This window comes from Eubacterium ramulus ATCC 29099, from assembly GCF_000469345.1.
Classification (GTDB): Bacteria; Bacillota; Clostridia; order Lachnospirales; family Lachnospiraceae; genus Eubacterium_I; species Eubacterium_I ramulus.
Genome location: NZ_KI271135.1, coordinates 1 through 22,541, shown reverse-complemented (window position 1 = coordinate 22,541; position 22,541 = coordinate 1). Strand labels below are relative to the sequence as shown.

Here is a 22,541-nt window from a genome sequence, read left to right as displayed (position 1 = left end):
AAGCGGATTGCGAATGTCCGCTTTACGAATAGCAGAATTACGAATGAAATAATGACAGGATGGATAAAAAAACATTGTATGCAAACATTATAATAGATATTTCCCATGAAAAGCTGGATCGGACTTTTCAATACCGGATTCCGGAGAAACTGTTGGATCAGATTCACCCGGGAACGCCGGTAGAGATTCCTTTTGGCCGCAGCAACCGCAAAATCAGAGGTTATGTAGTGGAAGTTACCGAAGAGCCGGAGTTTGCTCCGGAGCGGATCAAGCCGGTGAGCCACGTTATCCGGGAGGGTATTCCCATTGAGGGACAGCTGATCGCTCTGGCGGCATGGATGCGGGAAAATTTTGGCGGAACTATGAATCAGGCATTAAAAACCGTGCTTCCGGTAAAACAAAAGACGACGGAGAAGGAACAACGTCTGATCTGGCTGAAACCGAATCCGACAACAGCGAAGTCTTTGCTGGGAGAATTGCAGCGCAAGCACCAGACTGCCCGGGCGAGGCTTTTGGAAGCGCTGCTGGAACAGTCGCCTCTTCCGTATGAAACAGTGACGCAGAAACTGAATATTACGGCTTCTGTGATCCGGGCCATGCAGGAACGGGAACTGATCCGGGTGGAGAGCATCCGCAGCTGGCGCAATCCGCTGGATCAGATGAAAAAGCAGGGAACAGTGGTGACTCTTAATCCGGCACAGCAGCAGATTGTGACCGGAATTGAAAACGGATGGCGGTCAGGGGATGAGCGTCCATGTCTGATCCATGGTGTTACGGGAAGCGGCAAGACAGAAGTATATATGGAACTGATCAAGTCTGTACTCCGGGAGGGAAAACAGGCGATTGTGCTGATTCCGGAGATTGCACTGACTTTTCAGACTGTGCTGCGGTTTTACAATCATTTCGGGGAGCGGGTGTCAATCCTGAATTCCAGAATGTCTCCGGGGGAACGGTCAGACCAGTTTGAACGGGCAAAACGAGGACTTTTGGATGTCATGATCGGACCGAGATCTGCATTGTTCACACCTTTTCCAAATTTAGGTGTTATCATCATTGATGAGGAACATGAAGCAGCTTACAAAAGTGAGACAGTGCCCAGGTACCATGCCAGGGAGACTGCAATCGCAAGAGGAATGCTGTGCGGGGCACATGTAGTGCTTGGATCGGCAACTCCTTCTGTGGAAAGTTATGACCGGGCACAACAGGGGCAGTACCGGCTGTTTGAGATGAAGGAGCGGGTCAGTGCCCGACCGTTACCGACGGTATATACAGTGGATCTGCGGGAAGAATTAAGGAATGGAAATCGGTCGATCCTCAGCGACAGGCTGCGGAAACTGATGACGGACCGGTTGGAGAAAAAGGAACAGATCATGCTGTTTTTGAACCGCAGGGGTGTGGCCGGTTTTGTATCCTGCCGTTCCTGCGGTGAGGTGATCAAATGTCCGCATTGTGATGTATCACTGAACCTGCATAATGATGGAAATCTGGTGTGTCACTATTGTGGGTATCAGCAACCTATGGTAAAAAAATGTCCGTCCTGCGGTTCTTCGTATGTAGGAGGGTTCAAAGCAGGAACCCAGAAGATCGAGCAGTATGTCCGGCAGCAGTTTCCATCTGCCCGGGTGCTGCGGATGGATCTGGACACAACACGAAAAAAAGGCGGATATGAGTCGATTCTGTCAGCATTTTCCAATCAGGAGGCGGATATCCTGATCGGCACCCAGATGATCGTGAAAGGGCATGATTTTCCGAACGTAACGCTGGTGGGGATTCTGGCGGCGGATCTGTCGCTGCACATCAGTGATTACCGGGCGCCGGAGCGGACGTTTCAGCTGCTGACTCAGGCAGCTGGCCGTGCAGGCCGGGGATGCCGGCAGGGCGAAGTCGTTATTCAGACTTATCAGCCGGAACATTACAGCATCGTTACGGCAGCTGCACAGGATTATGAGGCATTTTTCCAGCAGGAAATCTTTTTCCGGGAAATGCTGCATTATCCACCAAAATGGCATATGCTGGTGGTTCATGCAGCGTCTGAAAAGGAAATGCTGGTCAAACAGGCACAGGATATGTTAAAATATAAGTTATTGACTAAAATGGAAAAAGAAAAGGAACATCTGCAGATCATTGGACCTGCCGATGCAGCTGTTTCCCGGATCAATGATATTTTTCGCAAGGTACTGTATGTAAAAGCGGAAGATTATCAGCTGCTGGTTCATGCCAAAAATATGCTGGAGCAGGAGATCAGAAAGGATCCGGCATTTCGGGCAGTAACGATTCAATTTGATTTTGACCCGATGAACGGGTTTTAGAAAAAACATGGAATCATGTTGGCAAAACGGTCAAAGACCGGAATATCTGAAAACGAAAGAAAATGAGGAGAAAACAATGGCACTTAGAACAATCAGAATTATGGGTGATGAGGTATTGACAAAAACATGTCGTGAGGTAACAAAAGTGACCCCGCGTATTTCCAATCTCATCGATGATATGCTGGAGACTATGTATGATGCGTGCGGTGTTGGACTGGCAGCACCACAGGTGGGCGTGCTGCGCCGGATCGTAGTCATCGATGTGGGCGAAGGTCCGATCGTTATGATCAATCCGGTGATCCTTGAGACAGCAGGAAGCCAGACCGGTGATGAGGGATGTTTAAGTCTTCCTGGAAAAGCGGGTCAGGTAACACGCCCGAATTATGTAAAAGCAAGAGCTTTTGATGAGAATCTGGAAGAATATGAGATTGAAGGGGAAGGTCTGCTGGCACGGGCCATCTGTCATGAACTGGATCATCTTGATGGTCATATGTATGTGGAAAAAGTGGAAGGTGAGATCCACGATGTACAGTATGCGGATCCGGAAGATGAGGAAGACTGGGAAGAAATCGACGAAGAAGCATAGTTATGTCAGTGGGAATTAAAAGCTCCCGCTGACAGGTCGCAAAGCGGTTGCGTTCATGCGCAAGCAGTGAAAGCGGATTGCGAATGTCTGCTTTACATACAGGAACCGGAAAACCTGTGAATGACAGGAACAGGAGGATAGAATATGCGAGTGATTTTTATGGGAACCCCGGATTTTTCCGTGGGAACATTACAGGCACTGATCGATGCGGGACATGAAGTGGTACTGGCGGTGACACAGCCGGACAAGCCGAAGGGCAGAGGTAAGTCCATGCAGTTTCCACCGGTGAAAGAAGCGGCACTGGAGCACGGCATTGAAGTATATCAGCCACGCCGTGTCCGGGAACCGGAGTGCGTGGAATATCTGCGGTCATTTGATGCAGATATCATTGTGGTAGTGGCATTTGGCCAGATTCTGCCGAAAGAGATTCTGGAAATGCCAAAATATGGATGTGTGAACGTGCACGCTTCCCTGTTGCCGAAATACCGTGGTGCTGCGCCGATTCAGTGGGCAGTTATCAACGGTGAGAAAGTGTCCGGTGTCACAACCATGCGGATGGATGAGGGACTGGATACCGGTGACATGATCCTGAAAGAAGAAGTTGTGCTGGATGAAAAAGAAACCGGCGGAAGTCTGTTTGACCGACTGAGCGGAGTTGGTGCAAGGCTTTGTGTCCGCACGCTGGAAGCTATTGAGGATGGTACCGCGATTTATACAAAGCAGGATCATGCAGCGGCTACAAAGACAACATTGATCAAAAAGCAGTTTGGTATCATCGACTGGAACAAACCGGCAGCAGAGATTGAATGTCTGATCCGCGGTTTAAATCCATGGCCGAGTGCATATACTTATCTTAATGGCAAGACATTGAAAATCTGGGCGGCAGCAGTAAAGGATGAGACATCCGATAAAGAACCGGGTGAACTGACAGAAGTGACGAAACACAGCGTGGGTGTGCAGACCGGCGACGGTATTCTGATGCTGGAGGAAGTACAACTGGAAGGCAAGAAGCGGATGAGTGCGGATGCGTTCTTGCGCGGTAATGCCCTGAGTGAAGGAATGAAACTGGGAGAATAGTATCTCCTGAAATAAGTAACAGAAGCTGCGTTGTGTACAGTCAGAGGCGTGAGTTGTAACATTCAGGTCAAAAAATTGTGCGGAACACAGCAGAAAGAAGTGAATGATATGCCTTATGGATATTATGGTTTTTACTGGATGGACTATACGTATATATTTGTGATTATCGGAGCTGTGATCTGCCTGATCGCATCTGCCGGAATGAACAGCACCTTCAGCCGCTATCAGCGTGTGCGCAGCATGTCGGGAATGACCGGTGCTATGGCAGCAGAGCGGATTCTGCGGGATGCAGGTATTCATGATGTACAGGTACAGCATATTCAGGGAAATCTGACGGATCATTACAATCCAATGAATAAGACGTTAAGTCTGTCAGACAGTGTATATAATTCCACGTCGGTGGCTGCGGTAGGTGTTGCTGCCCATGAATGCGGGCATGCGATCCAGCATGCAAAAGGCTATGTGCCGCTGCGTGTCCGTGGCGCTTTTGTACCAATCGCAAATATTGGTTCCAACCTGGCATGGCCATTGATCATCATTGGTCTGATCTTCCGGGGGTCGATGAGCAGTGTGCTGATCCAGGCGGGAATTATCATGTTTTCCCTGGCGGTACTGTTTCAGCTGATCACGCTGCCGGTGGAATTCAACGCTTCCCACCGGGCGATGCAGGAACTGGAGCATACAGGGATTCTGGGAAGTGCCGAACTGAAAGATACGAGAAAAGTTCTGACAGCGGCTGCCATGACTTATGTGGCAAGTGCCGCATCCATGATCCTGCAGCTTCTGCGGTTGATCATTTTATTCGGAGGAAGAAGCAGGGATGATAACTAACAGTAGAAGTGACAATGTAAATACGAGAAATCTGGTGGTGGATATCCTGCTGGCTGTTACCAGGGACGGAGCGTTTTCCCATATCGCCATTCGGGATGTGCTGGACAAATACCGGTATCTGCCGAAACAGGATCGTGCATTTATCACACGTTTGTCCCAGGGGACGATCGAACGGATGATTGAGCTGGATGCCATTATTAACCAGTTTTCTAAAACAAAAGTAAAAAAGATGAAGCCGGTGATCGCAGCAATTTTGCGCAGCGGAGTCTATCAGTTGAAATATATGGATTCCGTGCCGGATTCCGCAGCCTGCAACGAAGCCGTAAAGCTGACAGTAAAACGCGGGTTTGGCGGACTGAAGGGATTTGTAAACGGTGTGATGCGGACGATTGCGCGAAACATGGACCAGATTCGTTATCCGGATGCGAAAAAAGAACCGGTGCGGTATCTGTCTGTCAAATATTCTATACCGGAATGGCTGGTGCAGCGTTTTACAGAGCAGTACGGGGCAGAAGCCTGTGAGCGGAGCCTGGCAGCTTATCTCATGCCGCATCCGACCTCAGTGCAGGTGGATACAGATCGGAGTTCCGTGGAAGAAATCATTGCTTCCCTGGAACAACAGGGAATTACAGTGAGACGGAATGAACAGGTGGAAAGAGCCCTGTTTTTATCCGGATATGAAGCACTGGATGAAATCGAAGAATTTGAAAACGGTCTGTTGTATGTACAGGATACCGCGTCTATGCTGGCAGTGGAACTGGCAGCACCAAAGCAGGGAGACCATGTGATCGATGTCTGTGCGGCACCGGGCGGAAAGAGTGTTTATGCGGCACGTATGATCGGTGAACAGGGACATGTGGAAGCCAGAGATCTGACGGAATATAAAGTAGAAATGATCGAGGAAAATATTGACAGGTGCCGGCTTTCCAACATGACGGCGAAAGTGTGGGATGCCAGAGTGTTTGATGAAGCTGCCAGAGAAAAAGCAGATGTGGTCATTGCGGATCTGCCCTGTTCCGGACTGGGTGTCATCGGAACCAAGACAGATATTAAGTACAATGCTTCTGAGGAGAAAATTGCGGAACTCGCAGCGTTGCAGCAGGAAATCCTGCATGTGGTGTGCGGCTATGTCAAACCGGATGGGACGCTGTTGTATAGCACCTGTACCATGACAAGGGAAGAAAACGAAGACAACGTACAGAAATTTCTGGAGACGCATGCCGGTTTTGAACTGGAGCAGATGCGTCAGTATTTTCCGTATGAGGGATGCGACGGATTTTTCATGGCAAAGATGCACCGCAGATAATGGAGTATAGAGAATCAGAATGGGAAAAACAGATATAAAATCATTGCCGCTGGAACAGTTAGAACAGTGGGCAGTAGAATATGGAGAAAAAAAATTCCGGGCAAAACAGCTTTATCAGTGGATGCATGTGAAACTGGTGGATGATCCGGAGCAGATGAGCAATCTGTCTGCAGCTTTCCGGCAGAAAATCCGGGAAAACTGCACTTTTACAGTATTGAAACAGGTGACGATGCAGGAATCTGCCCTGGACGGAACCCGCAAATACCTGTTTGAACTGGAAGCTCACAACATGGTGGAAAGTGTACTGATGCGTTATAAACATGGTAATTCCGTGTGTATTTCCTCACAGGTGGGGTGCCGCATGGGATGCCGATTCTGTGCATCGACCCTGGACGGTCTGGTGCGTAATCTGACACCGGCGGAGATGCTGGAGCAGATTTACCGGATCAGCGCAGACACCGGAGAGCGTGTGTCGAATGTGGTGGTCATGGGAACCGGAGAACCGTTGGATAATTATGACAATCTTCTGACATTTATCCGGATGCTCACGGATGAAAACGGCTTACATATCAGTCAGCGGAATCTCACGGTTTCCACCTGCGGTCTGGTACCGCGGATCCGTGATCTGGCGAAGGAAGGGCTGCAGATCACACTGGCACTGTCATTGCACGCATCCAATCAGGAGAAACGTCTGGAACTGATGCCGGTGGCAAAATCCTATGACATTCACGAAGCAGTGGATGCAATGCAGGATTATTTTGAAGAAACAGGACGCAGAGTTACGTTTGAGTATAGTTTGGTTGCTGGTGTAAATGATACTGAGGAAGATGCAAGGGAACTGGCAGAACTGATCCATGGCATCAATTGTCATGTCAATTTGATACCTGTAAACCCAATTAAAGAGCGAGATTTTGTGCAACCTGACGGAAAATCAGTGCAGGAATTTAAAAATAAACTTGAAAAATGCAGAATTAATGTTACTATTAGAAGAGAAATGGGCCGTGATATAGATGGCGCATGCGGACAGTTGCGCAAACGGTTCTCAGAAAGGCAGGACTCTTAGAAGATGAAGATAAGTTCTCTTACAGATATTGGAAACACAAGAGAAATGAATCAGGACTATCTCTATTCCTCAGAAGAGTCTGTAGGAAAACTGCCCAATCTGTTTTTGGTAGCAGATGGTATGGGGGGACATAAAGCAGGCGAATTTGCATCCCGGTATGTGGTGGAACATATTGTAAGATCCATCAAAGGGAGCAAAGAGGAGGAAGCGGTTGGAATTCTGTCAGAAAGTATCGAGACAGCGAATCGCAAATTAAAAGAATATGCGGATGCACATCAGCAGATGCGTGGAATGGGAACCACGATTGTGGCGGCAGTGATTCAGGGAAGGACATTGCTTGTGGCAAATGTCGGTGACAGCCGGCTGTATATTGTCGGAGACGAGATCACACAGGTAACACAGGATCATTCGCTGGTACAGGAGATGGTGCGTCTGGGACAGATGGATCCGCAGAGTGCAAAGAATCATCCGGATAAAAATATCATTACCCGGGCAGTGGGGGTGTCCGAAAAGGTAAAAATTGATATTTTTGAACGGCAGCTTCGGGCAGGGGAGTATATTATCCTGTGCTCTGACGGACTGACCAATATGGTGGAAGATTCCGTGATTCTTCAGATATTACACGGTGCAGGCAGCCTGTCTGATAAGGCGGAGCGTCTGATTGAACTGGCAAACAAAAACGGTGGAAAGGATAATATCACCGTTATCATAATAGAACCTAATTCAGATGAGGTGGCAGAATGTTAAAAAATGGAACGTATATTGCCGATCGCTACGAAGTCGTAGGTCAGATTGGAACTGGTGGCATGTCTGACGTCTATAAGGCGAAGGATCACACCCTTGGCAGATATGTGGCAATCAAAGTACTGAAGGAAGAATTCAGCGAAGATACTAATTTTGTGACGAAGTTCCGCAGCGAAGCACAGGCGGCAGCAGGTTTGGAACATCCGAATATCGTCAATATTTATGATGTCGGCAGCGAGAATGGCATTCATTATATTGTCATGGAATATGTGGAAGGTATTACCCTCAAGACCTATATTGAAAAAAAAGGTCAGTTGAACTATAAAGAAACACTGAGCATTGCAATTCAGGTGAGCAGAGGAATTCAGGCTGCCCATGCAAAACATATCATTCATCGTGATATCAAACCTCAGAATATTATTATCTCTACGGATGGTAAAGTAAAAGTAACGGATTTTGGAATCGCCCGTGCAGTATCCGAGCATACGATCCATTCCGATGTTATGGGATCTGTGCATTATGCATCCCCGGAACAGGCGAGAAACGGTTATGTCAGTAACCGGAGTGATATCTATTCCCTGGGAATTGTCATGTATGAGATGGTGACCGGCCGCGTGCCTTTTGATGGTGACAGTACCGTGGCAGTGGCGATCCAGCATCTGCAGGATGAAATGGTTCCGCCAAGTACCTATGCACCGAATCTGCCCATCAGTCTGGAGAAGATCATTCAGAAATGTACCCAGAAAAGTCCGGATCGCCGGTACGATTCCATGGAGAGTCTGCTGATCGATCTACGGAAAGCACTGTTGAATCCAAATGAAGATTTCGTGACATTGGTTCCGTTTAATCAGGATAAGACCAAGACCCGTGTGCTGACAGATGATGAGGTCAGCCAGATCAGAAAGCAGGCAGAAACTGTGAATCCGGAGCCGGAAAAGAAAACTATGGCACAGGAAGTTCCGGAAGAAGATGATGAAGATTATGATATGAGTGAATATGACGAGGATGATGACGAAGAAGAGGGACGTTTTCTGAATTCCAAGATGGAAAAAATCGTTGGCATTATGAGAATTGTGGTAGCGGTTATCATTGCAATCATTGTAATCTATCTGGTAGGAAGTTTCTTTGATATTTTCCATTTCGGTCCGGGAAATAAAAACAATAAAAAAGACGATACACAGATTGCGCAGGAAGAAAAAGAAACGGTTGTTATGATCGATCTGAAGGGAAAAACACTTTCCGAGGCAGAGAAAGACTTAAAAGAACTGGGACTGAAAGTGACGGAAGCCGGAACGGAAGTTTCTGATACTTATGAAAAAGGTGAGATCATTGATCAGGATGTGTCGGAGGGCGAGACAGTAAAGGCCGGAACGACGATCAAAGTTACGGTATCTGCCGGCTCAGAAGAGGAAAATGCCAAGGAAGTGGATGTACCTGATGTGACAGGAAAGACCTCCGATGCAGCGATGGCTACATTGGAAGACAAGAATCTGACGGTCAGTCGTGAGTTCGAATTCAGTAATGATGTTCCCGCGGGCCAGGTTATCCGTCAGGATCCAAAATCCGGAAGCACAGTAAAAGAAGGAACAAAAGTGACGATTTATGTCAGCCAGGGAAGTGAGTCAGTGAAAGTGCCGGATGTACGCGGTAAATCAGAGGCAGATGCAAAAGCAGCGCTGTCTGAATTTGCAGTGACAACCACAACAGAACACAGTGATTCGGTTGCTTCCGGAAATGTTATCAGTCAGAGCATTGATGCGGGACAGTATGCAGATAAAGGTGCTGCTATTACGATCGTTATCAGCTCAGGTCCTGAAAAAGTAACTTACTATATTAATTCCAAGGTAAGTGCACCGACGGATGTAACAGTAACTTCTGCAGATATCGAACTGTATAAATCCGAGAGTAATGATCTGATTCAGAACTGGAACGGAGTAACTTCTTTTCCGTATACCCTTGAAGCTCATGGTATTGATGTGCCGAAGGGAACGATTGTGATCACCTGGCATTACACCGATGCAAATGGAAATGCAGCAACTTCCACCCAGAAAAAAGAGATTTCTTTTAACAAAGAGTAAAGATATCAGATAATCACAAAATAAAGACAGCATAAAAGAGTAATGTGCAAGATGAAACAAGGAAAGATTGTAAAAGGGATTGCCGGATTCTACTACGTGTCAGTAGCAGGATCCGGTATCTATGAATGTAAAGCAAAGGGCGCATTCCGTCAGAAAAAGATGAAACCTCTGGTGGGAGATAACGTGTCCATTGATATTATTGATGAAGAAGAGAAAAAAGGAAACGTAGTAGAAATTCTGCCCCGCAAAAATGCACTGGTTCGTCCGGCTGTTGCCAATGTGGATCAGGCACTTGTGATTTTCGCAGGAACTTCGCCAAAGCCGAATCTGAATCTGCTGGATCGTTTTTTACTGATGATGGAACAACAGAACGTGCCGACGCTGATCTGTTTTAATAAAGAAGATCTGGCTTCGGAGGCAGAAATTCAGGAACTGCGGGATGCTTATGGAACCTGCGGATATCCATTGTTTTTTGTCAGTGCCAGACAGCAGGAGGGCATTGAACCGTTGCGGGCAGCACTGGAAGGAAAAACAACTACTGTGGCAGGACCTTCTGGTGTGGGAAAATCTACGCTGATCAATCTGCTGGCGCCGGAGGTACAGATGGAGACCGGGGAGATCAGTGAGAAAATTCAGCGCGGCAAGCATACGACCCGCCATTCGCAGCTGATCTTATTGAATGAACAGACTTATATTTTTGATACGCCGGGCTTCAGTTCTCTGGCGGTGGATTTCTTCGAAAAAGAGACATTGGGAACGTTGTTCCCGGAATTTGTGGAGTATGAGCAGAACTGCCGTTTTACCGGGTGTAGCCATATCGGTGAACCGGTCTGCGGCGTGAAAGAAGCACTGGCGGAGGGGAAAATCAGCCAGAGCCGATATAATAATTATGTACAGATCTATAATGAACTGAAAGACAAGAGAAAATATTAGAAATAAAAGGAGTATAGAAAATGAATTGTTTATCACCTTCACTGCTTGCATCAGATTTTTCAATTCTGGGCGAACAGGTAAAAATGTTGGATGAGGCAGGTGCACAGTATGTGCATATCGATGTAATGGACGGAAGTTTTGTGCCGAGTATTTCTTTCGGACTTCCGGTGATCAAATCCATCCGCAAATGTACGGATCGTATTTTTGACGTGCATCTGATGATTGATGAGCCGGTACGTTATATCGATGAGTTCGTAGATGCCGGAGCAGATCTGATCACAGTACATGCCGAAGCGTGCAAACATCTGGATCGTACTTTGCATGCCATCAAAGATCGTGGCGTACTGGCAGGTGTGGCATTAAATCCGGCGACGCCGTTATCTGTTCTGGATTATATCCTTCCGGAGTGTGATATGGTACTTCTGATGAGCGTCAATCCGGGATTTGGCGGACAGAAATATATTCCGTACACCACACAGAAAATCCGTGATCTGAAAAAGATGATGGAAGAGAAACATTGTCAGGCTGATATCGAAGTAGACGGAGGTGTATCACTGAACAATGTGCAGGAAGTGCTGGATGCCGGAGCAAATATTATTGTTGCAGGAACCGCAGTGTTTAAAGGTGATATCAGGGAAAATGTTGAGAGTTTCCTGAATATTATGGAAAAATAATAGTTCGTTTGAGAGACCGTTGCGGTTGCTTGTGATCGAGAAGTTTCTAATGATGAGAGAGGCGAAGCGATATGAATACGTTGATTGTGACAGGTGGAAGTATTGATTATAAGTTTGCATGCGAGTATTTAAAAAAGTATACATGGGATTACGTTGTATGTGCGGATGCAGGTATGAAATTCTGTCATACAGCCGGAATACAGCCAGATCTGATCCTTGGAGATTTCGATTCTGTGGATGATGCATCCTATACTTATTTTAAGAAAACGTGTCCGGAGCGGATGGAACAATTTCCAACACATAAGGACGAGACAGATACGGAGCTGGCGTTGCTTCGTGCAATTGCGGCTGGAGCAGATGCAGTTACAATGATCGGAGCTACCGGAACCCGTATAGATCATCTGCTGGGGAATATCCAGATGCTGAAGCTGGCACTGGACAGAGGTGTTTCCTGCCAGATCGTAGATGCCCACAACCGGATTCGGATGGTGGATGGGCAGATAATGTTGCAAAAATCTGATCAGTTTGGAAAGTTCGTGTCACTGATTCCTTTTACTCCGGAAGTTACAGGTATTACATTAAAGGGATTTGCTTATGAGGTGGAGAATTTTACACTGGTGAGTGGGATTGCCCGTGGTGTGAGCAATGAACTGGAAGCGGAGACTGCGAGCATTACCTGTCAGAACGGTATTTTACTTGTAATCGAGTCAAGGGACTAGTACAGCGTTTTCGAAATGAACGATGTACCGGTAATTATAATGACAGAATCAAGTCGAACGCATGTGAGACTTGGTGCGTGATTCTGGTCAGCGAAAGCTGACAAATTCTTCTCAGAATCACTGCACTTTACACTTCGGAATGGGATCTTGCTTTGATCCCATTCCGTTTTTAGGTTAAATAACAGATGTTTCTTCCATTTATTCAAACAGATCCAAAATGTACCGGATGCAGCGTTCCGTATCAAGTGCGCTGGTATTCAGGCACATACAATGGTTTTGTGGATCACCCCATTTACGATCGGTATAGTATTCGTAGTGGAGACGTCTTTTTTTGTCCATATCACGGTTCATCGCGCGTGCATCCTTCTCGGATAAGTTGAAAAGCTGCTGTGTACGCGATATTTTTTCATATTCGTCCCCATATACGAAAATGTGATAAGTATCCGGCCGGTCTTTTAAAATATAGTCAGCGCAGCGTCCGATGATGATGCAGGATCCTTTTTCGGCAAGATTGCGGATAACCTGTGTCTGGGCGGCATAGATCCGATCAGACAGAGAACTTCCGGTATGATCCCGTCCCACAAAAGCGTAGGCAAACATATTTTTAGATGGAGCATATTCGGACTGTTCTTTGACAAAATCCTCGGAAAATCCGGTTTTTTCAGCAATCTGTTGAATGATATTTTTATCATAGAACGGTATGCCCAGCCGTTTTGATACTTCTTCCCCAATAAAATGGCCACCACTGCCAAATTCACGGCTGATTGTGATAATTGTCTGTTTCATAATAACACCTTCTTCCTGTGATGTTTAGTATCCTGTTTTCACATCTGTATTATAACATAAACGGGCAGAAAAAAGAAACATACAGAGTTGGTAAAATATTTATCTCAGTCGAGAAGACTCCCACTTCTGCAAGTGGTGAGTAATAACAAGTCTTTCTCAGTGGGAGTACAATCTCCGACTGAGATAAACGCTCCGCGAGGATGTGCGGTGATTCTGAAAAGAATATGTCAGCTTTCGCTGACCAGAATCACGCACCAAGTCTCACGTGCGTTCGACTTGAATTACCATATGTAAAAGAATAAAAAACGTTCCCTCTGTTGACGATAAAGCTTTGGTGTCATATAATACAAGATATGTAAAGGAGTAGCAAAAATGAGTAAAAGTATTTTGACAGGTGATCGCCCGACAGGCCGCCTTCATGTCGGACATTATGTGGGATCATTGAAAGAAAGAGTTCGTCTGCAGAATTCCGGACTGTATGATGAAGTTTATATTATGATAGCAGATGCTCAGGCACTGACTGATAATGCGGAGCATCCGGAGAAAGTTCGTCAGAACATTATTCAGGTAGCGCTGGATTATCTGGCATGCGGTATCGATCCGGAGAAAGCAACCATTTTTATCCAATCCATGATTCCGGAACTGACGGAACTGACGTTTTATTATATGAATCTGGTTACAGTATCCAGAGTTCAGAGAAATCCAACTGTAAAAGCGGAGATTCAGCAGAAAAAGTTTGAATCCAGCATTCCGGTAGGTTTCTTCTGTTATCCGATCAGCCAGGCAGCAGATATCACTGCATTCCGTGCCACGACTGTTCCGGCTGGCGAGGATCAGATGCCGATGATTGAGCAGTGTAAAGAAATCGTTCACAAATTTAACAGTGTGTATGGTGAGACACTGACAGAGCCGGAGATCGTACTTCCGACCAATCAGGCCTGCCTGCGTCTGCCAGGTATTGATGGTAAGGCAAAAATGAGTAAATCTCTCGGAAACTGTATTTATTTGTCCGATGAGTCAGATGAAATTAAGAAAAAAGTAATGTCCATGTTCACAGATCCGAATCATCTGCGTGTGGAAGATCCGGGTAAAGTAGAAGGCAATCCGGTATTTATTTACCTGGATGCTTTCAGCAAACCAGAGCATTTTGCAGAGTATCTTCCTGATTATCAGAATCTGGACGAGTTGAAAGCACATTATACCCGCGGCGGTCTTGGTGATGTCAAAGTGAAGAAATTCCTGAACAATGTACTTCAGGAGGAACTGGCACCAATCCGCGAGAGACGTAAAATGTGGGAACAGCGGATTCCGGATGTATATGACATTCTGAAAGCCGGTACAGAAGTTGCTGAGAAGAAAGCGGCAGAGACATTACATGACGTACGTGCTGCAATGCAGATTAATTATTTTGATTAAATGAGCGAAGTCCCCTGTTTTGATTGTGTAGAGCAATAAGCAGGGGACTTTTTGAGGTTTGTAAATGAAGAGACAATATAGCAAAAAGTATCTTGTGTGGTTGTTCCCGACGGTTGTGGCAGGGATGATATTTTTGTTTTCCAGTCAGCATGCAGAAGAATCTTCCCATTTGAGTAATATTTTTGTGCAGATACTTTTACAGGTACGGGAAAAGCTGGGGGTGTTCCCACAGGTCACAGATGTCAGTCTGTTACATCTTTTTTCCATGCTGGTGAGGAAAGGGGCACATGTAACAGAATATATTATTTTGTGCATATCTTTTCTGACCGCGTTCTGGGTATCCGGGATTCGTGGAAAAGGGAGCAATATCGCATCTTTTGTGCTGACATTCGGCTATGCATGTACGGATGAATTTCATCAGTTGTTTGTACCGGGTCGTGCAGGCAGATTTACAGATGTACTGATTGACAGCAGTGGTGCACTGGTGCTGAGTCTGATTGTGGTGCTTGTGATGCACAGCAGAACTATGCGAGGAAAACGTGTTAGGAGGAGAAAAAGTAAATGACAGGGTTTCGTTTTTTGTATCCGCCGGAGTGTGATCCGGCACAGGAAGTACGGATGAAATCGTTTGATTTTATTCAGGCATTGCAGATTGATGATATGGTGGTATTACAAAATGACCGATATCGGGGATATTCGGATCTGACACTGGAAAAATTTTTTTCAACGGATCCGAATGTGTTGCAGTATCGGCAGGCGATTGTGGAAGATCTTGTAGAACATCCGATGCTATATGATGCATTCTGTCAGTCGGTGGCAGCAATTCAGAATGTGACAGATCTGCGAAAAGTGCTGAGCAGTGATTTTTCCGTGGATTCAGCACTAAGTGCTGTGCGATATCTGGAAATGTATGAGGAATTAGTGGATCTGTTTTCCGATATGTTTACAAAGCTGGAACAGGATGTGACTTCTGACATCCGGTCAGAGGGAATGAAAGGATTCCGGAAACTTATCTATGAAGTGTCCCATAGCGAGGAATATCAGAATCTGAAACGGGAGATGGCTGCTACCGGTAAAAATTTTGGATATTTGAAGAGCGTGACCATCGGCATTAACCTGGATGACAATCTGCGGCCAAAGGAAGCGGGGATCATTTCGGTCAATGAGAAGGCGTTTTCTGCGGGAAGTATCATAGACAAGCTGATGAAACACCGGCTGAATGACCGACAGGTGATGATGACACCGCTTTACCCGCTGCAAAAGGGGCTGCATGGGGAAGAACAGAAAGCGTTGAATTATGCCATGGGAAGTGCATTACAGACAATTTTTGAAAAACCGCTGCGCTCTTTCGAACCTCTGATCCAGAATTATTATAAAGCAAATACAGCGATGTTTGCAGCGTTGCTGGATGATATCCGGTTTCTGACCGCCGGGGTGAAATTTATTCTGGATATGCGTGACCGTGGATTTAAGATGTGTCGCCCCCAAATCTGTCCGGTGGAGGATAAGGTATGTGAATTAAAGCAGGTGTACAATCCGATGCTGGCGATGCGGGGCGTGGAAAAAACCGTTGTTTCCAATGAGTTTGTGTTGGATGAAAAGGGACGGTTCTATCTGGTAACAGGACCGAACCACGGCGGAAAGTCTATTTTCGCCTACTCTGTAGGAATGGCGCAGGCATTGTGCCAGCTTGGACTTTTTGTGCCCGCATATCAGGCAAAAATGAGTCCGGTAACCGGTATTTTTACACATTTTCCGGTTTCAGATGAAAATAATTATGGAAAAGGCCGTCTGGAGAGTGAGTGTGCCCGGTTGAGCGAGATTTTGAGTCAGCTGTCAGAGACAGACATGCTTTTGATGGATGAATCATTTTCCAGTACCAGTGGGCTGGAGGCGGGCTATATTGCATCGGAAGTGCTGACGGGGATCGGTGTCATAGGATGCTGTGGTTTGTTTGTGACTCATATTCATGATCTGCCTATGAAAGTATCAGAGTATAATGCGTATCCGGGCAACCGCAGCAAAATCGATAATCTGGTGGCGCAAATGGAAGATGTGGAAGGCGGTGTGCGCAGTTACCGAATTCAGAGAACGACACCGGACGGACTGAGCTATGCAAGAGATATTGCGGCACGATACGGTCTGAATCTGCAGGAAATCTGCCAAAATGCATAGGGAGAAAAGTTGTCACCGGAGCAGAAATTGTGTGAAAGATAGGCTGAGAAAGACTTTACAAGTTCTGATGCCGGTATTAAAATAAAACTGTTCCGGAAAAATGCAGGATACATTCGTATAGATGCAGAAAACGCGGAATGGATCAGAAGAAGCATGAGAGAGGAGAAACATCATGATTAATGCAGCTTTTATTTATGTAGCACCAGGACAGAACCCACAGGAACAGAAGGCAGTGATTCCTTCTGAGACTTTGACATTACATGTGGTAGGATGCTCCACTTACGATCAGGCAGAAACAGCAGCAAAGGAACTGGTTGCAAACGGATGTGGCGCCATTGAGTTATGCGCAGGTTTTGGCAATGAAGGAATCGCACGGATTAAAAAAGCAGTAGGACCGGAGATTCCGGTAGGAGCTGTAAAATTTGATTATCATCCGGCTTTCGGTTTCAAAAGTGGAGACGAGTTATTCCAGTAGAAACGGAATGAAACAAAAAACTTGCGTACGTTTTGAAAAAATCTGAAAGAAATTTTTGAAAATTAAAATAATAATCGAAGCAAAAAAAGAGTTTTGAGCGTATCTTGGCATGCCTGGTTCGTTTAAAGCTCTTTTTTGTATATATACTTTTGGGCGAACGGTTGTTTTTTGATCAGGGGTATGTTACTATTTGTAATGCTGATAAAAATTATGTGTGAGAGTTAAGCGAGAAAAAACGGAGGAATGAAAATTTGAGTAAAGTAGCGATTGTGACAGACAGTAACAGTGGAATTACTCAGGCACAGGCAAAAGAACTTGGAATTCGCGTCATGCCGATGCCGTTTTATATTAATGAAGAAATGCTTCTGGAGGATATTGACCTGACCCAGGAACAGTTTTATGAGAGATTGACAGAAGGTGCGGATATTCATACATCCACCCCTATTTTAACTGATTTTACAGAACTTTGGGATGAACTGCTGGAGGAGTACGATGAGATCGTGCATATTCCGATGTCCAGCGGACTTTCCAGTACCTGTTCTACTGCGGCAATGCTGGCGCAGGATTATGAAGGAAAGGTATTTGTCGTAGACAATCAGCGTATTTCCGTGACACAGCGCCAGTCTGTGATGGATGCCATGGAACTTGCGGCAGCAGGAAAATCCGGTCAGGAGATCTATGACAAACTCATGGAGAATAAAATGGAATCCAGTATCTATATCATGCTGGATACCTTATATTATCTGAAAAAAGGCGGACGTATCACACCGGCGGCAGCAGCCCTTGGTACCTTGTTGAAATTAAAACCGGTTCTTCAGATCCAGGGTGAAAAGCTGGATGCTTTTGCGAAAGCAAGAACAGTCAAACAGGCGAAGAACATTATGATCAAACAGATCAAAGATGACTGCGAGCGCCGTTTTGGTTCTGCTGATGGCACTGGTGTACATATTTCCATGGCGTATACCCATGACCTGGAAGCAGCGGAAGAGTTCAAAAAAGAAGTACAGGCAGCATTTCCGAATCATGAGATCGTGCTGAATCCGCTTTCCCTGAGCATTGCCTGCCATATCGGACCGGGAGCACTGGCCGTGACTGCCACAAAAGCAATTGGGGTAGATGCATAATGATTGATTACGAGAAGTTAAAAGAAATCAGAAACATGGGATATATCAAGCATACCGGGATTCGGACAGTAGAACTCCGGGAAGGTTATGCAAAATGTGAAATTATACTGGATGAGCGTCATGCAAATCCTATCGGTTCCACTCATGGAGGTGTACTGTTTACCCTGGTAGATACTGTGGGCGGAGCGGCAGCTACCAGCCGTGGCAGATATGTGACTACTGTGTCAGGAAATATTAATTATCTGCGTCCTGCCATGAACTGTAAAAAACTGATCGGGGAATCCCGTGAGATCAAGGTTGGCAAAAAAATGTGTGTGTATGATGTGATGATCACCGACGAGAACGACCGCGAGATTGCCAAGGCAACGATGACGTTTTTTTATCTGGATAAAATTAAAGCGACTGCGTTCATGAGCAAGTAGCGAAAGCGGATTGCGAATGTCCGCTTTACCGCAGAATAAGCATTCTCAGATCCAAAGAAGAAACATTTATAAGTTTTGTTTATAAATAAAGGCGATATATTAGAAAAAAGATTTTACATCTTGTATATTATCGTGTATAATCATAAAGTAAAACGGAAAATAAAAAAGGCAGGTTTTACACCTGTCTTTTATAATGCCGAAGGAGGAATCTGTAATTATGGTAAAAGCTGTAGTAGGAGCAAACTGGGGTGATGAAGGAAAAGGCAAAATCACCGACATGTTGGCAAAAGAGGCAGATATTATTGTTCGTTTCCAGGGTGGCGCAAATGCAGGCCATACAATCGTGAACAATTATGGTAAATTTGCACTTCATACACTTCCGTCAGGATGTTTTTATGGACATACAACAAGTATCATTGGTAACGGTGTTGCATTAAATATTCCGGTACTGTTCAAGGAAATCCAGGACATTGTTGCAAAAGGTGTGCCAATGCCAAAAATTCTTGTATCTGACCGTGCACAGATGGTTATGCCATATCATGTGTTATTCGATCAGTACGAAGAAGAGCGACTGGGTGGTAAATCATTCGGTTCTACAAAATCCGGTATTGCACCATTCTACTCAGATAAATATGCAAAAATCGGTTTTCAGGTAAGTGAGTTATTTGATGAGGAACTTTTAAAAGAGAAAGTTGTCCGCGTATGTGAGACAAAGAATGTTACATTAGAGCATCTGTATCACAAACCACTGTTGAATCCGGATGAGTTATTAGAGACTCTGCACCAGTACAAAGAGATGGTAGAGCCGTATGTATGCGATGTATCTACCTATCTGTGGAATGCAATCAAAGAGGGCAAAGAGATTCTGTTAGAGGGTCAGCTTGGTACATTAAAAGATCCGGATCACGGAATTTATCCGATGGTTACCTCTTCTTCCACACTGGCGGCCTATGGTGCAATCGGTGCAGGTATTCCGCCATACGAGATCAAGAAGATCATCACTGTCTGCAAAGCATATTCAAGTGCAGTAGGAGCAGGTGCATTTGTCAGCGAGATTTTCGGTGATGAGGCTGATGAACTGAGAAGACGTGGCGGTGATGGCGGCGAATTTGGAGCAACAACAGGAAGACCGAGACGTATGGGATGGTTTGATTGTGTGGCAAGTAAATACGGATGCCGTCTGCAGGGTGCCACTGATGTAGCATTTACAGTACTGGATGTATTGGGATATCTGGATGAGATTCCGGTATGTGTAGGCTATGAGATTGATGGTGAGGTAACAACCGAGTTCCCGACCACTGCAAAACTGGAGAAAGCAAAACCGGTATTAAAGACATTACCGGGATGGAAATGTGATATCCGTGGAATCAAGAATTACGAGGATCTTCCGGAGAACTGCCGTAAATATGTGGAGTTCATCGAAGAACAGATTGGATTCCCGATCACCATGGTTTCAAATGGACCGGGAAGAGATGATATTATTTACAGATAATCTGTATTGGTCAGTATCGCAGTGGGGCATGTCTCTGAAACGGCGGTAATCAGAATAAGCAATAAGGAAAAAGGGCGTGTGAAAAAAACGAGAGTTTTTTCATGCGTCCTTTTGCTTATGGCTATAATAATAGTTATATTACATAAAAAAGGGTATAATTCCCCTTCCCCAATAAGAATGCTATTATGAACTCCTATGCGACAGCTGCAACTTTTTTCTGGTAGTTGTAGTAATTATCCGATATCAATTTTACTGTATTTCAATATTTCAAAGGATATTAGAAGCCGTAGGCGCATATCCGGATCATCCAGATTCAAATGATAATCTTCTTCGATATGGTTGATGTGATAAATCACATTGTTGCGGTGCATGCCAAGGTTGTTAGCTACGTCCGTTGATTTCCGGTCGCAGCGGAGGTATTCATAAAGTATCTCCAGCTGTTGCCGGGATTTTTTTGTATCTGTATGCAGCATCTCGAGCAGACACGGTTCACAGAAGGAAAATGTCTTGTCCGTCTGCAGTGTACTGTCAATCAGATTTTTCAACCAGTGGTCTTCATAAAAACAGTACAGATTATCTTTTTCGGCAAGCTTCATCCGATGGAGATTTTCTGCCTGTTGATAGGCTTCTGCAAACTGTCCGATGGTGGTGAAGGGTTTGCTGAAGTATAACGTGATATTCCGGTCGGAAAAATCTTTCAAAATGTGGTACAGATTATCCTGGAGATAATCCCGGTAATCCATTTTGCGGAATTTTGGAAGATTGTACAAAATCACAATACTGCCGCGGTAGGCAAAAATCCGACAGTTGATCATGTTGTTGCGAAGAAGCTGGATGAAGTAGTTTTCAAAAGACTTCTGTCTGATGTCGGAGTGAAGGCAGATCACGATGTAGTTTCCTTCGTAATCCAGATCATTGTAATAAATTCGTTCCTGAATCTGCGCAGCAGGCATGCCCGGATTATCCAGAAGATCCATCAGAAAATAATCTGTAACGGAGCGGTTCTTCAGAAAATCGGAGTGCTGTTTTTTCAGCAAATGTTCAATGCTGTTGCAAAAAATCTGATAGAGCTGGTTAATGTAGCTGCGTGGGTACTCACTGGTGTACAGCAGAATGCAGTATACCGCCAGTTCGTTACGGATGTTGATGGCTCGGGCAAAATCAGCATGCATACGGAAATTATCTGGTTCTCCCACAGCGCTTCCGGAGTGGTCCATCTGAGCAAAAATCTTATCTTTTTCAAAATATTTTACAGTTTCCAGATCCAGGTATCCGTTGGAGATGGCTGTCTGGAAAATATGGTCATCCAGTCCCAGGTACATGCGGGAATAAGCCAGCAGTTTTAAAGCCGGATCGTAGATCAAAATCGGACAGGCAACCATTTCTTCACTGATATCGATAAATTCCTGAAAATCTGCATTTCGAAAAATCGCAAAGTCAAGCTGGCGTCCCCATTCGATGAATTCTGCGTAAATTTTTTGTAGGGTGTTAAAACCTTCAGCCAGTTCCATATCTGTCTGGATAAAAATCGCCTTCGGATCTATATCGGATAGAGAAGAAATTTCCGAGGCAAATACAATGAATGATATATCCGTATCATCCGAAGTGATCAGACTTGTTGCATTTGAGTTCTGCTTACCGGAGTCTTTGCATATTTCAGCAGAATAATAAAATTGATCTGTGACATACAGATAATCCGCGGACAGGCTGTGCATGTGCCTTGGTAAAAGCTGAATGCCCTGTAAAGCATGCTGCATCTGCGCATCAGATATTGATGTCAGAAGTTTTGTATTGTTAAATTCTGCAAAAAATTTCGTTAATACCATTTCTAATGTGATCTTCATATTGCATTCCTCATTTTTTATATCTGCTACATTAAGTTCCCGAATAAATGATTTCGTATATTAGCTGCTGATGAACCGTAATTTGGCTTAAAAATCCCCCCTGTTTTTATCATAATATCAAAATTTGTAGGAAATTACAAAAATATTCAAATAAAAACACAATAAAAATCTGATTATCCGCTAAAACACAGTATCTATCAGCATTTTCAAGGAAACAAACACATCAATTTACTACTTATTTACTACTAACGAATGAGCCTTGATACGCTAGTTTTCTTAGATATGCAAAGATATGGTACAGCACATCAGTATTGAAACAAGAAAAAATTGAATAACTTATAGACTATGGAACGCCTAAAATGACGTTCCTTTTCTATTTCCAGCCGTTCTTATTGGACGGCTATTTTTTTACCCAAAATGAAAGGAGCATTAGATTTATGAAAAAGACATGGAAACGATTGTGTACGGGCTTCTTAGCTCTTGCAAC

20 protein-coding genes are annotated in these 22,541 nt (G+C 45.0%); 18 read left to right on the top strand and 2 right to left on the bottom strand.

Features of this window, described 5'->3' with window-relative positions; translation table 11 throughout:
• Positions 1-59 precede the first annotated feature (59 nt).
• The 11 genes from priA (at position 60) to HMPREF0373_RS09415 (ending at position 12,320) form a co-directional block, all read left to right on the top strand.
• On the top strand, positions 60-2,309 hold the full coding sequence (gene priA, locus HMPREF0373_RS09465; protein WP_021739483.1) for a replication restart helicase PriA: 2,250 nt from the start codon (positions 60-62) through the stop codon (positions 2,307-2,309).
• A 76-nt stretch (positions 2,310-2,385) separates the two neighbouring features.
• Positions 2,386-2,895, top strand: coding sequence for a peptide deformylase (gene def / locus HMPREF0373_RS09460; protein WP_022036496.1), 510 nt, complete (start codon positions 2,386-2,388; stop codon positions 2,893-2,895).
• 144 nt (positions 2,896-3,039) lie between these two features.
• Entirely contained in the window at positions 3,040-3,972 is a 933-nt protein-coding gene (gene fmt, locus HMPREF0373_RS09455) for a methionyl-tRNA formyltransferase (protein WP_021739481.1), read from the top strand.
• A gap of 108 nt (positions 3,973-4,080) precedes the next feature.
• Positions 4,081-4,803, top strand: coding sequence for a zinc metallopeptidase (locus tag HMPREF0373_RS09450; RefSeq protein WP_022036498.1), 723 nt, complete (start codon positions 4,081-4,083; stop codon positions 4,801-4,803).
• Positions 4,793-6,109 carry a 16S rRNA (cytosine(967)-C(5))-methyltransferase RsmB gene (rsmB, locus tag HMPREF0373_RS09445; protein ID WP_021739479.1) on the top strand — a complete coding sequence of 439 codons (1,317 nt, stop codon included), beginning with the start codon at positions 4,793-4,795 and terminating at the stop codon, positions 6,107-6,109. Before HMPREF0373_RS09450 ends, rsmB begins: the two co-directional genes overlap by 11 nt.
• Positions 6,110-6,128: 19 nt before the next feature.
• Positions 6,129-7,172, top strand: a complete 1,044-nt coding sequence (gene rlmN, locus HMPREF0373_RS09440) for a 23S rRNA (adenine(2503)-C(2))-methyltransferase RlmN (RefSeq protein WP_021739478.1) — start codon at positions 6,129-6,131, stop codon at positions 7,170-7,172.
• A 3-nt stretch (positions 7,173-7,175) separates the two neighbouring features.
• A complete protein-coding gene (locus HMPREF0373_RS09435; protein ID WP_021739477.1) occupies positions 7,176-7,919 on the top strand; it encodes a Stp1/IreP family PP2C-type Ser/Thr phosphatase in 744 nt (247 codons plus the stop codon).
• Complete coding sequence (pknB, locus tag HMPREF0373_RS09430; protein WP_021739476.1) at positions 7,913-9,994, top strand: Stk1 family PASTA domain-containing Ser/Thr kinase; 2,082 nt, start codon at positions 7,913-7,915, stop codon at positions 9,992-9,994. Before HMPREF0373_RS09435 ends, pknB begins: the two co-directional genes overlap by 7 nt.
• 51 nt (positions 9,995-10,045) lie before the next feature.
• Positions 10,046-10,927, top strand: coding sequence for a ribosome small subunit-dependent GTPase A (gene rsgA, locus HMPREF0373_RS09425; protein ID WP_022036504.1), 882 nt, complete (start codon positions 10,046-10,048; stop codon positions 10,925-10,927).
• 20 nt (positions 10,928-10,947) lie between these two features.
• A complete protein-coding gene (gene rpe / locus HMPREF0373_RS09420; protein ID WP_021739474.1) occupies positions 10,948-11,601 on the top strand; it encodes a ribulose-phosphate 3-epimerase in 654 nt (217 codons plus the stop codon).
• A gap of 71 nt (positions 11,602-11,672) precedes the next feature.
• Complete coding sequence (locus HMPREF0373_RS09415; RefSeq protein ID WP_021739473.1) at positions 11,673-12,320, top strand: thiamine diphosphokinase; 648 nt, start codon at positions 11,673-11,675, stop codon at positions 12,318-12,320.
• A 198-nt stretch (positions 12,321-12,518) separates the two neighbouring features.
• Here the strand turns inward: HMPREF0373_RS09415 and HMPREF0373_RS09410 are convergent, their stop codons facing one another.
• Complete coding sequence (locus HMPREF0373_RS09410) at positions 12,519-13,106, bottom strand: cytidylate kinase-like family protein (protein WP_021739472.1); 588 nt, start codon at positions 13,104-13,106, stop codon at positions 12,519-12,521.
• Between the two features lie 372 nt (positions 13,107-13,478).
• Between HMPREF0373_RS09410 and trpS the strand changes: the two genes are divergently transcribed.
• From trpS to HMPREF0373_RS09375, 7 genes are all read left to right on the top strand, one after another.
• Complete coding sequence (gene trpS, locus HMPREF0373_RS09405; protein ID WP_021739470.1) at positions 13,479-14,522, top strand: tryptophan--tRNA ligase; 1,044 nt, start codon at positions 13,479-13,481, stop codon at positions 14,520-14,522.
• Between the two features lie 64 nt (positions 14,523-14,586).
• The gene (locus HMPREF0373_RS09400) at positions 14,587-15,087 is read left to right on the top strand and encodes a VanZ family protein (protein ID WP_021739469.1); all 501 of its coding nucleotides are present in this window, start codon (positions 14,587-14,589) and stop codon (positions 15,085-15,087) included.
• Positions 15,084-16,697 carry a MutS-related protein gene (locus tag HMPREF0373_RS09395; protein WP_021739468.1) on the top strand — a complete coding sequence of 538 codons (1,614 nt, stop codon included), beginning with the start codon at positions 15,084-15,086 and terminating at the stop codon, positions 16,695-16,697. Before HMPREF0373_RS09400 ends, HMPREF0373_RS09395 begins: the two co-directional genes overlap by 4 nt.
• A 172-nt stretch (positions 16,698-16,869) precedes the next feature.
• Positions 16,870-17,172, top strand: coding sequence for a DUF6506 family protein (locus HMPREF0373_RS09390; RefSeq protein ID WP_021739467.1), 303 nt, complete (start codon positions 16,870-16,872; stop codon positions 17,170-17,172).
• A 251-nt stretch (positions 17,173-17,423) separates the two neighbouring features.
• Positions 17,424-18,296, top strand: a complete 873-nt coding sequence (locus tag HMPREF0373_RS09385) for a DegV family protein (protein WP_021739466.1) — start codon at positions 17,424-17,426, stop codon at positions 18,294-18,296.
• On the top strand, positions 18,296-18,718 hold the full coding sequence (locus HMPREF0373_RS09380; RefSeq protein WP_021739465.1) for a PaaI family thioesterase: 423 nt from the start codon (positions 18,296-18,298) through the stop codon (positions 18,716-18,718). Before HMPREF0373_RS09385 ends, HMPREF0373_RS09380 begins: the two co-directional genes overlap by 1 nt.
• 217 nt (positions 18,719-18,935) lie before the next feature.
• The gene (locus HMPREF0373_RS09375) at positions 18,936-20,210 is read left to right on the top strand and encodes an adenylosuccinate synthase (RefSeq protein WP_022036511.1); all 1,275 of its coding nucleotides are present in this window, start codon (positions 18,936-18,938) and stop codon (positions 20,208-20,210) included.
• Positions 20,211-20,443: 233 nt separating this feature from the next.
• On the opposite strand, the gene HMPREF0373_RS09370 is transcribed toward HMPREF0373_RS09375, so the two are convergent.
• A complete protein-coding gene (locus HMPREF0373_RS09370) occupies positions 20,444-22,054 on the bottom strand; it encodes a PucR family transcriptional regulator (protein ID WP_021739463.1) in 1,611 nt (536 codons plus the stop codon).
• Between the last annotated feature and the right edge of the window lie 487 nt (positions 22,055-22,541).

Coding starts and splice junctions, on each gene's coding strand:
- HMPREF0373_RS09410 (WP_021739472.1), bottom strand. CDS start 13,106: ATGAAACAGACAATTATCACAATCAGCCGTGAATTTGGCAGTGGTGGC.
- pknB (WP_021739476.1), top strand. CDS start 7,913: ATGTTAAAAAATGGAACGTATATTGCCGATCGCTACGAAGTCGTAGGT.
- HMPREF0373_RS09415 (WP_021739473.1), top strand. CDS start 11,673: ATGAATACGTTGATTGTGACAGGTGGAAGTATTGATTATAAGTTTGCA.
- rpe (WP_021739474.1), top strand. CDS start 10,948: ATGAATTGTTTATCACCTTCACTGCTTGCATCAGATTTTTCAATTCTG.
- HMPREF0373_RS09380 (WP_021739465.1), top strand. CDS start 18,296: ATGATTGATTACGAGAAGTTAAAAGAAATCAGAAACATGGGATATATC.
- HMPREF0373_RS09435 (WP_021739477.1), top strand. CDS start 7,176: ATGAAGATAAGTTCTCTTACAGATATTGGAAACACAAGAGAAATGAAT.
- fmt (WP_021739481.1), top strand. CDS start 3,040: ATGCGAGTGATTTTTATGGGAACCCCGGATTTTTCCGTGGGAACATTA.
- HMPREF0373_RS09370 (WP_021739463.1), bottom strand. CDS start 22,054: ATGAAGATCACATTAGAAATGGTATTAACGAAATTTTTTGCAGAATTT.
- trpS (WP_021739470.1), top strand. CDS start 13,479: ATGAGTAAAAGTATTTTGACAGGTGATCGCCCGACAGGCCGCCTTCAT.
- HMPREF0373_RS09395 (WP_021739468.1), top strand. CDS start 15,084: ATGACAGGGTTTCGTTTTTTGTATCCGCCGGAGTGTGATCCGGCACAG.
- rsmB (WP_021739479.1), top strand. CDS start 4,793: ATGATAACTAACAGTAGAAGTGACAATGTAAATACGAGAAATCTGGTG.
- HMPREF0373_RS09450 (WP_022036498.1), top strand. CDS start 4,081: ATGCCTTATGGATATTATGGTTTTTACTGGATGGACTATACGTATATA.
- priA (WP_021739483.1), top strand. CDS start 60: ATGGATAAAAAAACATTGTATGCAAACATTATAATAGATATTTCCCAT.
- HMPREF0373_RS09390 (WP_021739467.1), top strand. CDS start 16,870: ATGATTAATGCAGCTTTTATTTATGTAGCACCAGGACAGAACCCACAG.
- rsgA (WP_022036504.1), top strand. CDS start 10,046: ATGAAACAAGGAAAGATTGTAAAAGGGATTGCCGGATTCTACTACGTG.
- HMPREF0373_RS09400 (WP_021739469.1), top strand. CDS start 14,587: ATGAAGAGACAATATAGCAAAAAGTATCTTGTGTGGTTGTTCCCGACG.
- def (WP_022036496.1), top strand. CDS start 2,386: ATGGCACTTAGAACAATCAGAATTATGGGTGATGAGGTATTGACAAAA.
- rlmN (WP_021739478.1), top strand. CDS start 6,129: ATGGGAAAAACAGATATAAAATCATTGCCGCTGGAACAGTTAGAACAG.
- HMPREF0373_RS09375 (WP_022036511.1), top strand. CDS start 18,936: ATGGTAAAAGCTGTAGTAGGAGCAAACTGGGGTGATGAAGGAAAAGGC.